Source organism: Hydrogenophaga sp., assembly GCF_025699295.1.
GTDB lineage: Bacteria > Pseudomonadota > Gammaproteobacteria > Burkholderiales > Burkholderiaceae_C > Hydrogenophaga.
Genome location: NZ_JAILWB010000006.1, coordinates 54,947 through 67,741, shown reverse-complemented (window position 1 = coordinate 67,741; position 12,795 = coordinate 54,947). Strand labels below are relative to the sequence as shown.

The following is a 12,795-nucleotide window of genomic DNA, read 5'->3' as shown; positions in this document are numbered from 1 at the left end:
TCAAGGGCTACCAGAATCCACGTCCACAGCACACCATGAAGAGCCTCTCCAATTGCATCGCCGTTGTAACGGGCGCCAGCCGTGGCGCTGGCCGTGGATGCGCGACAGAACTGGGCGCAGCCGGCGCCACCGTGTACGTGACCGGACGCAGCCGGCGCGAACAGCCTGCGCCGGGTTATGAACAGATCAAATCGTTGTCGCACCTGGACCGGGTGCCGGGCAGCATCGATGAGACGGCCGAAGAAGTGACGCGCGCGGGTGGACGGGGCATTGCCGTCGCCTGCGACCATACGGATGAAGGGCAGGTCAAGGCGCTCTTCGAGCGCGTCCAGCGCGAACAGGGACGCCTGGATCTCCTCGTCAACAACGCCTGGGGCGGACACGAGTCCTTCGATGGCGTGTTTCAGGCGCCGTTCTGGGAACGCCCGATGGTGCATTGGGATGCGATGTTCGATCGCGGCGTTCGCAATCACCTGCTCGCCAGCAGGCTGGCCGCGCCGATGCTGGTGCGCCAGGGCCGGGGATTGATCGTGACCACGACGTTCTGGGACCGCGACCGCTACATGCAGGGCAACCTGTTTTACGACCTCGCCAAGGCCGCGATGACGCGGCTGGCCTTCGGCATGGCGCAGGAGTTGAGGCCCCATGGGGTGGCCTCGGTGGCCCTGTCCCCGGGCTGGATGCGCACCGAGTTCGTCCTGGCGGGCCACCAGACCGACGAGGCACACTGGCGCGAACGGCCGGCGCTGAGCCGGACGGAGTCGCCCCGCTACATCGGACGTGCGGTCGTGGCTCTGGCCAGCGATCCCCAGGTGCTGGAGCGCAGCGGTCAGGTGGTCCGCGTGGGCGATCTGGCGCGGATTTACGGTTTTACCGACATCGATGGCCGCGTGGTTCCGCCCTTCGAACTGGAGGCGCCGTGAGCGCCGTCGTCTGCGCACGCGAACCAGACCTGCCGTTGGAGGAGTTCCGGCGCGTGCTGATCGAGTCGGGGCTGGGGACGACGCGGCCGATCGACGACTTGCCGCGATTGCGACAGATGCTGGCCGGTGCGGGGCTCATCATGTCGGCTCGTGCGCCAGACGGGCGCTTGCTGGGTGTGGCGCGCTGCCTGAGCGACGGGGCATGGGTGGCCTATCTGGCCGAACTGGCGGTGTCCAGAAGCGCGCAGGGCCGGGGCGTGGGCCAGCAGCTCCTGCAGGCTGTGCGTGCCGACCTCGGCCCAAGCGTGACGCTGGTGCTGGCGTCCATGCCGGACGCGGTGGCCTTCTACGAGAAGGTGGGCATGCCGCGGATGGCCGATGTCTTCTTCTACTCTCGCCAACGATGAACGATACGCAGAAAGACGGGCTCGCCCCGCGCAGCATGGGCACTGTCGTCACGCTCCGCTTGATGACCGAGGCGGACCTGGGGATGCTCCACGAGTGGCTCAATCGGCCACACATCGTCGAATGGTGGGGCGGAGAGGAAGCACGACCGAGTCTTGAGGAAGTCCGGCAACACTACCGCCCGAGCGCGCTCGCCGCCGAAGGAGTCACCCCGTACATCGCGATGATCGGCACAGAACCGATCGGCTACGCGCAGTCCTACATCGCCATGGGCAGCGGGGATGGTTGGTGGGAAGAAGAGACCGATCCCGGTGTGCGAGGCATTGACCAATCGCTCGCAAACGCCGTGGACTTGAACAAAGGGCTCGGGACTGCGCTTGTGCGGGCGCTGGTCAGCCGTCTGTTCTCCGACCCCGCCGTCACCAAGGTGCAGACAGACCCGTCGCCGGACAATCCCCGCGCGATACGTTGCTACGAGAAGGCGGGTTTTGTGCAGAAGGGCACCATCACGACACCGGATGGCCCCGCCGTGTACATGGTTCAGACCCGTGAGGCCTACGAGCTGGCACGCAGGCGTTGAGGCCGCCGCCACGGCGCGCATCAGCCTTATTCACCGCTGCTGTGCCATGCGCGTCGGCGCGAACATGCTGCGCCCCAGCCAGCGCCAGAGCCGCTGGCCGTTGCGCCCGGCGCCCTGCACCTTCAGGTCGCCCGACTGCATCTCCCGCTCCGGGGCGCTGTCACCCGTCCAGATTTCGGTGAGCGCGCGCACCGTCGAGTCCACCAGCACGCTGACGTCGTGACCCGGGTCGTCGCGGCAGAGGTCGGCCACGTGGTGTTCCACCACCAGCCACCATTGCCGCTCGGCCGCCGGCGCATCGCTGAAGCGGAAATGCACGACGGTGCGCTCGCCATCGGGGAATTCGTCCAGGCGCGCGAAGCGGCGGATGTCCCACATCAGGAAGCCCGCGTCGAGCTGCTCGCGCCGCAGCCGGCTGCCGATCCAGCGCGCACCCCAGTGGCCGATGCCGACGACGATGGGTCGCAGCTCTTCGCCCGCGGGCGTCAGGTGGTACTCCCAGCTTTTCTCGACGCGCCGCCGCTCGACGACGCCGATCTCTTCGAGCTTGCGCAGGCGTTGCGTCAGCAGCGTGGCCGACATGCGCGGCACGCCGCGGTGGATGTCGTTGAAGCGGTGGCTGCCGCAGAGCAGTTCGCGCACCACCAGCGGCGTCCACAGCTCGCCCAACACCTCGGCGCCCCGGGCGACGGTACAGAACTGCATGTAGTCGATCATGCGGGCCAGTCTATCGGCGTGCTGCCGGTCTGCCTACTCCAGATTCTGGACTTGAGGGCGCTCGGCATCGCGCCTACCTTGAAGACCGACCGTGCATGTCGCACCGGTCTTTTTCAAGGAGCACTGCCATGACCGAAGCCCTCATTGCCGCCCCCGCTGCCCCGGCGGTTTTCGACGCCGAGAAGTTCCGCCAGACCACGCGCGCGCAGTGGGAGAACGCCGCCGAAGCCTGGAACCGATGGGGCCCCTTGCTGGCCCGCTGGCTCGGCCCCGCAACCGAAACCATGCTGGACATGGCCGCTGTTGGCCCCGGCTCGCGCGTGCTCGACATCGCGGCTGGCGCGGGCGAACAGACCCTCGTCGCCGCGCGCCGCGTGGGTGCGACGGGTCACGTGCTGGCCACCGACATCTCGCCGACGATCCTTCGCCATGCGAGGCAAGCGGCCGAGCAGGCCGGGCTGGCGAACGTGGACACCCGGGAACTCGATGGCGAGCGCCACGACCAGTTGCCTGAGTCTTCCTTCGACGCCGCAGTGTCGCGCGTCGGCCTGATCTACTTTCCCGACCAGCAGCGTGCCCTCGCCGGCATCCGCCATGCGCTGAAGCCGGGCGGGCGTTTCGCCGCGGTGGTGTATTCCACCGCGGATCGCAACGCCTTCTTCGCCGTGCCGGTCGGCATCATCCGGCGCCGCGCGCAGTTGCCGCCGCCCCTGCCTGGGCAACCCGGGCCGTTCTCGCTGGGGGCTGAAGGCGTGCTGGCGAAGACGCTGGAGCAGGCAGGCTTCCGGAACGTGGAGGTGCGCAGGGTCGATTCCCCCGTGCGTCTTCCCACGGCTGCCGAGTGCGTGCGCTTCGAGCGCGAGTCCTTCGGTGCCCTGCACCAGATGATGGCCAGCTTGAGTGACGAAGAGCGCACCGACACGTGGAGGGAAATAGAGGCAGCCTTGCTCCGCTTCGAAACCCCGTCGGAGGGTTTCGTGGGCCCGTGCGAGATGCTGGTGGGGGCGGGCACGCGCTGATCATCCGAGCTGCATCGCGCTACAGGCGACGCCGCGGCGCCATGTGTTCGGGTTTCCGGTGGGCGAGGAGGGGGAGGAGAGCGAAGGCTCTGGAGGCGGTGCTTCCAGGGCTTTTGTTTGGGTTTGTCTGTGGCCGGGCTGGAGGGCATCTATCCAGTGACCGCAGATACCGGTATCGTTTTGATTTCGGAGTTCGAATTTGTCCTCAGCCATCAAGATCTTCCAGGGCCGCTTCGGCAGGGTTGCGCTGCTCGACATGGACGCACCGCTGGTCGGGCACGCCCATCACCATTGCCACATCCTCATCAAGGCCGGTGGTTCCGACAGCGCGTTCAGCGTGCGGGGTGAGCGTGCGCCGCTCACGGACGACACCGCGGTGCTGGTCAACGCCTGGGAACATCACGCCTATGAGCACGAGGCGCCTCCCGGTGCGCGCACGCTGATCCTGGCGCTCTACATCGAACCCGGATGGCTGGCGGAGTTGCAGCGCTCGCTGGCACTGTCGGGCCATCCGCGTTTCTTTCCCGAGCCCTGCGTGCGACTCACAGAAGCCACCCGCAAAATGGTCGAGGAATTCGTGCTCGAACTCTGGTGGGACGACGAGGTATCCCCGGGCCGCCTCGAAGACCTGCTTTTCAACCTCATCATTGCGGTGGTCGAGAGCTATTCGGGCTGGCGTGACCTGGCCAGCCTGCTGCGCAGCAAGCCTCCGGTTGCAATGGATCCACGCATCCGCCAGGCCATCGCGCTCATGCGCAAGGACGTTGCCCGTGAGCTCGACGTCGACGGGCTGGCCGCTGCCACGGGTCTGTCGCGCGCGCACTTCTTCACGCTGTTCCAGCGCGACACCCGCGTAACGCCGCTGGTCTATGCCAATGTGCTGCGCTTCGAGGATGCGGTGCAGCGGCTCACCCACAGCCAGGAATCGGTGGGCGATGTCTCGCACGAACTCGGCTTCTCCGCGCCCAGCCACTTCTCGCGCTTCTTCCGCGCGCACCTGGGCATCACCCCCAGCGACTACCGCCGCAAGGTCAACCTGTTCGAGCCTCCGGCCGGTCCGGGCTCGGACGTGATCTGAGCACGGCCGCAAAGTCACCAGACTTTTTGGATAGTCGCCAGATCGGACGGTCATTCGTCCGACGCTGGCGATAACGCGCGCACCTCCTGCGCTTCGACACTGGCGCTGCACGAGAACAGCAGCCGCCACGTCGGCACAGGAGACAAGATTGCACGCAGATCCCAATCTGGTGGGTGCCGCCCGGCAGGCATGGGTCGGCCAGCGCATGGAGCGGCTGGAAGACGATGCCCTGCTGAACGGCCGCGGCGCCTACGCCGATGACCTGGGCACACGCCCCGGCACGCTGCACGCGGCGGTACTGCGTTCTCCACACCCGCACGCCCGCCTGCTCGGTGTCCACACGCAAGCGGCCCTGGCACTGCCCGGCGTGCGCGCGGTGCTCACCGGCGCCGACGTGCAGGCCTGGGCCCAGCCCTTCGTGGTGGGCGTCAAGCAGCCCATGCAGCATTGGGCGCTGGCCGTGGACCGTGTGCGCCACGTGGGCGAACCGGTGGCGGTGGTGGTGGCCGAAGACCGCTACATCGCCGAGGACGCGCTCGATCTGCTGCGTGCCGACTACGAGCCGCTGCCGGTGGTGATGGACATCGAACGCGCGCTGCAGGACGGTGCCCCGCCGCTGCACGAGGCGGTGGGCAGCAACGTGGTGTCGGACCGCGCGTTCCGCTACGGCGACCCCGAATCGGCCTTCACCCAACCCGGCGTGCGCACCGTGCGCACCACCGTGCACTACCCGCGCAACAGCTGCCCACCCATGGAATGCGGGGTGGTGATCGCCGAACACCTGCCCGGCGACGAGGGCTACGACGTGCTCTCCAATTTCATGGGCCCGTTCTCGCTGCACGCCGTGATGGCCATGGCCTTGAAGGTACCCGGCAACAAGCTGCGCCACCGCGTGCCACGCGATTCGGGCGGCAGCTTCGGGGTCAAACAGGCGGTGTTCCCCTATGTGGTGCTGATGTGCCTCGCATCGCGCAAGGCCGGTGCGCCCGTGAAGTGGGTCGAGGACCGCCTGGAGCACCTGAGCGCCGCCACCTCGGCCACCGCGCGGCTGACCACCATCGAAGCCGCCGTCACCCCCGAGGGCCGCGTGCTGGCCTTGCGCTACGACCAGGCCGACGAGGTGGGCGCCTACCTGCGCGCCCCCGAACCCGCCACCTTCTACCGCATGCACGGCGCGCTCACCGGCGCCTACGCCATCGAGCACCTGGCGGTGCGCAACCGCGTGGTGGTGACCAACAAGACCCCCACCGGGCTGGTGCGTGGCTTCGGCGGTCCGCAGGTGTACTACGCGCTGGAGCGCTTGATGGACCGCATCGCGGTCGAGCTGGCCATCGACCCGGTGCAACTGCGCATGCGCAACTACGTGCCGGCCGACGCCTTCCCCTACACCGCCGCCGCCGGCGCGGTGCTCGACTCCGGCGACTACGCGCGCTTGACCCACATGGCCATGGCCGAAGCACAAGCCATGCAACTCACCGAGCGCCAGCGCACGGCGCGTGCCGCGGGCCGGCTCTACGGCATCGGCGTGGCCGCCATCGTCGAGCCTTCGGTGTCGAACATGGGCTATATCAGCACCGTGCTCACGGCCGAACAGCGCGCCAAGGCCGGCCCCAAGAACGGCGCCATTGCCAGCGCCACCGTCGCCATCGACCTGCTGGGCGGCGTCAACGTGACCATCGCCTCCGCCCCGGCCGGCCAGGGCCACATGACGGTGTGTGCCCAGGTGGTGGCGGACGTGCTGGGCCTGCACCCCGCGCAGGTGGTGGTCAACGTGGAGTTCGACACCGCCAAGGACGCCTGGAGCGTGGCCGCGGGCAACTACAGCAGCCGCTTCGCCGGTGCCGTGGCGGGCACGGTGCACTTGGCCGCCCAGCGCCTGCGCGACAAGCTGGCGCGCATCGCCGCCGCGGCCTGGGGCTGCGACAGCGCCGACATCGGGTTCGAGGAGGGCCAGGTGTTCAACCGGCTGCAGCCCGCCCAGACCCAGCCGTTCACGCGACTGGCCGCCAGTCCGCACTGGGCGCCTGCGCTGCTGCCCGCGGGCGAGACGCCGGGGCTGCGCGAGACCGCCTTCTGGACACCCGAGACCCTGCGCGCGCCCGATCCGCAGGACCGCGTCAACACCTCGGCCGCCTACGGCTTCGTGTTCGACGTCTGCGGCCTGGAGATCGACCCCGACACCGGTGCGGTTCGTGTGGACCGCTACATCACGGCCCACGACGCCGGCCGACTGCTCAACCCGGCGCTGGCCGACGGCCAGATCCGGGGCGCTTTTGCGCAGGGCCTGGGCGCGGCCCTGCTGGAGGAGTTCCGCTACGGCGCCGACGGCAGCTTCCAGAGCGGCACGCTGGCCGACTACCTGATGCCCACCACCTGCGAGACACCCGACCCGGTGATCGTGCACCTGGAAACCCCCAGCCCCTTCACGCCCCTGGGTGCCAAGGGCCTGGGCGAAGGCAACAACATGAGCACACCGCCCTGCATCGCCAACGCCTTCGCGGACGCGCTGCGCCCGCTGCGCGACGTGGCCGACATCCGCCTGCCGCTCACGCCCGATCGTGTGCTCGCCCACCTGCAGACGGCCGACCCCGCGCCCCGCCACCCGGTGGCGCCCGCACCCGCGGCGGCTCCGGCCGGCGACGGCCTGTCGCTCGCCGCGCAAGGCACGGTGGAGATCGCCGCACCGCCCGAGCGCGTCTTCGCCGTGCTGCTGGACCCCGCGGCGCTGGCCCGCGTCATCCCGGGTTGCCACGCGCTCCAGGCCGATGGCGAGAACCGCTACCGCGCCGACGTGACGGTGGGCATCGGCCTGATCAAGGCGCGCTACGAAGCGCGCATCACGCTCTCCGACATCGAGGCGCCGCATCGGCTGCGGCTGGCCGGCAGCGGCAGCTCCAGCCTGGGCACGGGCGCGGGCGATGGCCTGGTGCGCCTGGAAGCCACGGCCGCAGGCACCCGCCTGCACTACGACTACCGCGCCCAGGTGGGCGGCAAGGTGGCCATGGTGGGCAGCCGCATGCTGGAGGGCGCGGCGCGCGTGATCGTGGCGCAGCTCTTCGAATCGCTGGGGCGCCAGGCCGCAGGCAGCGATGCCGCGCCCGCGGCCTGGTGGCGCCGCCTGCTGCAGCGCCTGGGGGTCAAGGCATGAAGCCCGCCGCGTTCGACTACGTGCGCGCCGACAGCGCCGCCGCCGCCGCCGAGCTGCTGCAGCGCCATGGCGAAAGCGCACGCATCCTGGCCGGTGGTCAGTCCTTGATGGCCGTGCTCAACATGCGGCTCGCCCAGCCCGCGCTGTTGATCGACATCTCGCGCAGCGCCGAACTGGCGTCCATCACGGTGGAGCCCCGTGCACTGCGCGTGGGCGCGGCCGTCACGCAGGCGCAGTTGCAGGCACACCCCGACGTGCCGCCGCTGCTGGCCTTGACCATGCCGCACATCTCGCACGTCCAGATCCGCAACCGTGGCACGGTGTGTGGCTCCATCGCGCACGCCGATCCGTCGGCCGAGCTGCCGCTGTGCCTGGTGGCCCTGAAAGGCACGGTGCACCTGCGCAGCACACGCGGCAACCGCCAGGTGGCCGCCAGCGACTTCTTCACCGGCCTGTTGAGCACCGCGCGCCGCGCCGACGAGCTCATCGAAGCCGTGAGCTTTGCGCGCCCCGCCGCCGGCCAGTCCTTCGGTTTCGCGGAGCACTCACGCCGCCACGGCGACTTCGCGCTGTGCGCGGTGGCCGTGATCGCCCATGCACAAGGCCTGCGCGTGGCGGTGGGCGGCCTGGGCGACCGGCCACACGCCGCCGAACTGCCGCCGCTGGCGGGCGATGCACTCGACGACGCCCTGAACGAACTCGCGTGGTCGCTCGACGTGCGCGACGACCCCCACACCAGCGCGGCCACCCGCCGCCACCTGCTGCGCCGTCTCGCGCGCCAAGCCATTGAGCAAGCAAGGAGACAAACATGAACCCCCCCGTTCTCGAACGCGAGGCCTTGCACACGGTGCGCCTCAACCTCAATGGCCGCGAACGCACCGGCCAGGCCCGACCCCGCCTGCTGCTCAGCGATTTCCTGCGCCACGAACTCGGCGCCACCGGCACCCATGTGGGTTGCGAGCACGGTGTCTGCGGCGCCTGCACGGTGCGCATCGACGGCGTGGCCGCCCGCGCCTGCCTGACGCTGGCGGTCCAGGTGGACGGTCGGCACGTCGACACAGTGGAGAACCCTGCCGGCAACGACGCCGTCCTGGACGCGCTCAAGGCCGCCTTCAAGCGCCACCACGCGCTGCAGTGCGGCTTCTGCACCTCGGGCATCCTGATGTCCAGCGCCGACTGGCTGCAACGCCAGCGCGCCAGCGGCCACCAGCCCGACGAGGCCGAGGTGCGCGACATGCTCAGCGGCCACCTGTGCCGTTGCACCGGCTACACACCGATCGTCAACGCCGTGATGGAGGTGAGCCGTGCTTGATCTTGGACGCACCTTTCTGCAAAGCGTGGACCGCGCCGGCGGCACCACCGCCCTGGTGGACGGCGCACTGCGACTGACCTGGTCCGAGTGGGCCCGCGTCGTCGGTGGTGTGCAGCGCGGGCTGGCGGCACTGGGTCTGCGTCCGGGCGATCACGTGCTCGCCGTGCTGCAGAACCGGCACGAGGCCGCCACGCTGCACTGGGCCTGCCAGTTTGCGGGCCTGGTGATGACGCCACTGAACTGGCGCGCCAAACCGGAAGAACTCGATTACGCCCTGTGCGATTCGGGCGCGCGGCTGCTGGTGTACGAAGCGGCGTCGCAGGAGGCGGTTGCACAGTCGGTGCTGGCACGGACGGCGATGCGCGTGGTGGTGGGTGACGTGGACAGCGACGACCCGCGCTTCGGACAAGTCTTTGCCGATCCCGCGGATCCGACGCCGCTGGCGCGGGCCGATGACCTCTCGCTCATGCTCTACACCTCGGGCACCACCGGGGCACCCAAGGGCGTGCCGCGCCGCCAGCGCGCCGAGCGCGTGGCCGCATTGGCTCACGTGGCACAGAACCGCTATGGCTACGGGGAACGCACGCTGGGCGTCATGCCGCTGTACCACACCATGGGCGTGCGATCGCTGCTCACCATGGCGCTGGTAGACGGCCGCTTCGTCTGCATGCCGCGCTTCGACGCGGCGGCCGCGCTGCGCGCGATCGAGGCCGAGCGCGTGAGCCACCTCTACCTGGTCCCCACGCTCTACCACGACCTGCTCTCGCACCCCGAGTTCAAGCGCACCGACACGCAATCCGTGCGCAAGCTCGGTTTCGCCGGCGCGCCCATGCACGACGCGCTGTTGTTGCGCTTGCAGCAGGCCTTCCAGCCGGAACTGTTCGTGAATCATTACGGCAGCAGCGAGATCTACACCTTCTCGATCAACCAGAACGCCGTGGGCAAGCCCGGCTCGGCCGGCCGTGCCGGCATTAACACCCGCCTGCGGGTGATCAAGCTCGATGCGAAGAACCCCGAGGACGTCGCAGCACCGAATGAGGAAGGCCAGATCGTGGCAGACCTGCTCAGCGACGAGGCGTTCGAGGGATACCACAAGCGCCCAGAGGCGAATGCGCGCAGCCTGCGCGATGGCTGGTATTTCACCGGCGACACCGGCTACGTGGACGCTGAAGGTGATCTGTTCGTCACAGGCCGTGTGGACGACATGATCATCAGCGGCGGCGAGAACATCTCGCCGGTCGACATCGAGTCCGTGCTGTCGCTGCACCCCGCGGTGGACGAAGTGGCGGTGGCCGGACTCCAGGACGAGCGCTGGGGCCAGCGTGTGGTGGCCTTCGTGAAGGCGCGCGACAACGTGGCGCCCGAATCGCTGGACGCGCATTGCCGCGCCTCCGATCTCGTGAACTTCAAGCGACCGCGCGAATACGTGTTCGTGCGCGAGATCCCCAAGTCCCCCGTGGGCAAGGTCCTGCGACGCAAGCTGGTGGCCGGCGAGTTCGACGCCGCCCTTCCCCCGCTGCCCGCCGTGCCCCCTGCCTGAACCACTTTCCTTCGTTCCTCCCCTCCTCGAAAGGACACCATGCAACTCAACGACTTGAAACACCCCGCGCTCACCCTGAGCGCCGCATTCGACGGCTACCGCGTCGAGATCGACCCGGCGCGACAGCGCGCCGACATCGTGCTCTGCCGGCCGCCGTTCAACGTCATCTCGATGACCCAGCGCGAGCAACTGCGCATCACCTTCGAGGCGCTCGACGCCAACGACGACGTGCGCGTGATCGTGCTGCGCGCCGAAGGCGAGCACTTCTCCAGCGGCGGCAACATCAAGGGCTTCCTGGAGGCCTCGCCCGAGCATGTGAGCAAGCTGGCCTGGAACGTGGCCGCCCCCGCGCGCTGCAGCAAACCGGTGATCGCCGCCGCGCGCGGTTATTGCTTCGGTGTCGGCTTCGAAATCTCGCTGGCCTGCGATTTCCGCCTGGTCACGCCAACCACGCTGTACGCGCTCCCGGAACAGAAGCTCGGGCAGATCCCCGGTTCGGGCGGCTCGGCGCGGCTCCAGAAGATGGTCGGCATCACGCGCACCAAGGACATCGTGATGCGCAGCCGCCGCATCGCCGGCCCGCAGGCCCGCGACTGGGGCGTGGCCACCGAGTGCGTGCCCGACGCCGAGCTCGAAGCCACCACCGACGCACTGGTCGACGAACTGCGCGGCTTCTCGCCGCTGGCCCAGCGCACCGCCAAAAAGCTGCTCAACGACACCGAGGACTCGCCGCTGTCGATCGCCATCGAACTGGAAGGGCACTGCTACTCGCGCCTGCGCAGCTCGAACGACTTCCGCGAAGGCGTGGAGGCCTTCCACGACAAGCGCCGCCCCCGTTTCAACGGCACCTGATTTCCCCGCCACCACCACCCCACTTGAGGAGACAGACATGAACACCACCATTCGCACCGCATCGCTTCCCCTGGCCTTCGCCTTGGCCGGCCTGGCCGGCAACGCCCTGGCGCAGGCGCAACCCATCCGCATCGGCGTCGTCACGCCGCTGTCGGGCACCTACGCCGGCATCGGCCAGCAGGTGAAGTGGGGCCTGGACCTGGCCGCGCGCCAGATCAACGCCATCGGCGGCGTGGCCGGCCGCCCGCTGGAGCTGGTGTACGAAGACGAAGAGGCCAACCCCGCCGTGGCTGTGCAGAAGGCGGAGAAGCTGTTCCAGGTGAACAAGGTCGACTTCCTGACCGGCACCGTCAACAGCGGATCCACGCTGGCCGTGGGCCAGCTTGCCGAGCGCAACAACCGGCTGATCGCGACCACCGTGTCGTTCGCCGACTCGATCACCGGCGACAAGTGCTCGCCCAACGTGTTCCGCGTCAACGCGCGCGCCGGCATGCAGTCGGCCGCCTTGGCCGACTGGCTTGCCGGCACCAAGCCGAACGCCAACGTGTTCTACCTCGGCCCGGACTACGAGATGGGGCGCAGCACCGTGGCGGCCTTCAAATCGGCCGCCGAGGCCAAGGGCTCGAAGTCGGTAGGCGAGGTGTTCGCGCCGCTGGACAACAAGGACTACTCGCCCTTCTTCGGCCAGATGCGCTCGGCCCGCCCGGCGGTGATCTACACGTCCGTGGCGGGCAACGACACCGTGCGCCTGTTCTCGCAGATGGCCGAATTCGGCATCAGCCGCAACGTGCAGGTGGTAGGCGCCTCGGGCACCGTGACCTCGCAGAACCTGCCCGCCATCGGCAAGACGGCCGACGGCTTCGTGACCGGCGTGGGCTATGCCACCAGCATCGACTCGCCCGAGAACCGCAAGTTCGTGGCCGACTTCGAGGCCGCCAACAAGTCGGCACCCGACCTGTACGGCGCCGACAGCTACGGCGTGCTGTTCTTCTACAAGGCCGCGGTCGAGAAGGCCGGCAGCACCGACACCGACAAGGTGCGCACCGCCATGCGCGGCCTGCAGTGGAACACGCCGCAGGGCACCAAGACCATGCGCGCCGGCGACCACCAGGCCATGCAGGACATGTACGCCATGCGCGTGAACGGCGGCAAGTTCGAGGTGGTGGGCCAGGTCAAGGCCGACGCCGCGATCGGCGCCGACGTCTGCAGCCGCTTCTGATC

General features: G+C 69.0%; 12 protein-coding genes. 11 read left to right on the top strand and 1 reads right to left on the bottom strand.

What is annotated here, in order from left to right; genetic code table 11:
- Positions 1–35 precede the first annotated feature (35 nt).
- Genes K5880_RS07670 through K5880_RS07660 form a run of 3 tightly spaced genes read left to right on the top strand, consistent with a single transcriptional unit; the run spans position 36 to position 1,908 of the window.
- Positions 36–923 carry an SDR family oxidoreductase gene (locus K5880_RS07670; RefSeq protein ID WP_297650439.1) on the top strand — a complete coding sequence of 296 codons (888 nt, stop codon included), beginning with the start codon at positions 36–38 and terminating at the stop codon, positions 921–923.
- Positions 920–1,330: a GNAT family N-acetyltransferase gene (locus K5880_RS07665; protein ID WP_297650438.1), complete on the top strand. Its 411-nt coding sequence runs from the start codon at positions 920–922 to the stop codon at positions 1,328–1,330. Before K5880_RS07670 ends, K5880_RS07665 begins: the two co-directional genes overlap by 4 nt.
- 35 nt (positions 1,331–1,365) lie before the next feature.
- Positions 1,366–1,908: an AacA4 family aminoglycoside N(6')-acetyltransferase gene (locus K5880_RS07660; protein WP_297650721.1), complete on the top strand. Its 543-nt coding sequence runs from the start codon at positions 1,366–1,368 to the stop codon at positions 1,906–1,908.
- A gap of 30 nt (positions 1,909–1,938) precedes the next feature.
- Here the strand turns inward: K5880_RS07660 and K5880_RS07655 are convergent, their stop codons facing one another.
- Positions 1,939–2,625 carry a helix-turn-helix domain-containing protein gene (locus K5880_RS07655; protein WP_297650437.1) on the bottom strand — a complete coding sequence of 229 codons (687 nt, stop codon included), beginning with the start codon at positions 2,623–2,625 and terminating at the stop codon, positions 1,939–1,941.
- A gap of 128 nt (positions 2,626–2,753) precedes the next feature.
- On the opposite strand from K5880_RS07655, the gene K5880_RS07650 reads away from it, so the two are divergent.
- From K5880_RS07650 to K5880_RS07615, 8 genes are all read left to right on the top strand, one after another.
- Entirely contained in the window at positions 2,754–3,644 is an 891-nt protein-coding gene (locus K5880_RS07650) for a class I SAM-dependent methyltransferase (RefSeq protein WP_297650435.1), read from the top strand.
- A gap of 199 nt (positions 3,645–3,843) precedes the next feature.
- Positions 3,844–4,722: an AraC family transcriptional regulator gene (locus tag K5880_RS07645; protein WP_297650433.1), complete on the top strand. Its 879-nt coding sequence runs from the start codon at positions 3,844–3,846 to the stop codon at positions 4,720–4,722.
- Between the two features lie 205 nt (positions 4,723–4,927).
- A complete protein-coding gene (locus K5880_RS07640; RefSeq protein ID WP_297650720.1) occupies positions 4,928–7,870 on the top strand; it encodes a molybdopterin cofactor-binding domain-containing protein in 2,943 nt (980 codons plus the stop codon).
- A complete protein-coding gene (locus K5880_RS07635; RefSeq protein ID WP_297650431.1) occupies positions 7,867–8,682 on the top strand; it encodes an FAD binding domain-containing protein in 816 nt (271 codons plus the stop codon). The genes K5880_RS07640 and K5880_RS07635 overlap by 4 nt, the downstream gene beginning before the upstream one ends.
- Complete coding sequence (locus K5880_RS07630; protein ID WP_297650429.1) at positions 8,679–9,182, top strand: (2Fe-2S)-binding protein; 504 nt, start codon at positions 8,679–8,681, stop codon at positions 9,180–9,182. Before K5880_RS07635 ends, K5880_RS07630 begins: the two co-directional genes overlap by 4 nt.
- Entirely contained in the window at positions 9,175–10,722 is a 1,548-nt protein-coding gene (locus K5880_RS07625; RefSeq protein WP_297650427.1) for an AMP-binding protein, read from the top strand. Before K5880_RS07630 ends, K5880_RS07625 begins: the two co-directional genes overlap by 8 nt.
- 39 nt (positions 10,723–10,761) lie before the next feature.
- Positions 10,762–11,574, top strand: coding sequence for an enoyl-CoA hydratase/isomerase family protein (locus tag K5880_RS07620; protein WP_297650425.1), 813 nt, complete (start codon positions 10,762–10,764; stop codon positions 11,572–11,574).
- A 37-nt stretch (positions 11,575–11,611) separates the two neighbouring features.
- Positions 11,612–12,793 carry an ABC transporter substrate-binding protein gene (locus K5880_RS07615; RefSeq protein ID WP_297650423.1) on the top strand — a complete coding sequence of 394 codons (1,182 nt, stop codon included), beginning with the start codon at positions 11,612–11,614 and terminating at the stop codon, positions 12,791–12,793.
- Positions 12,794–12,795: the final 2 nt, after the last annotated feature.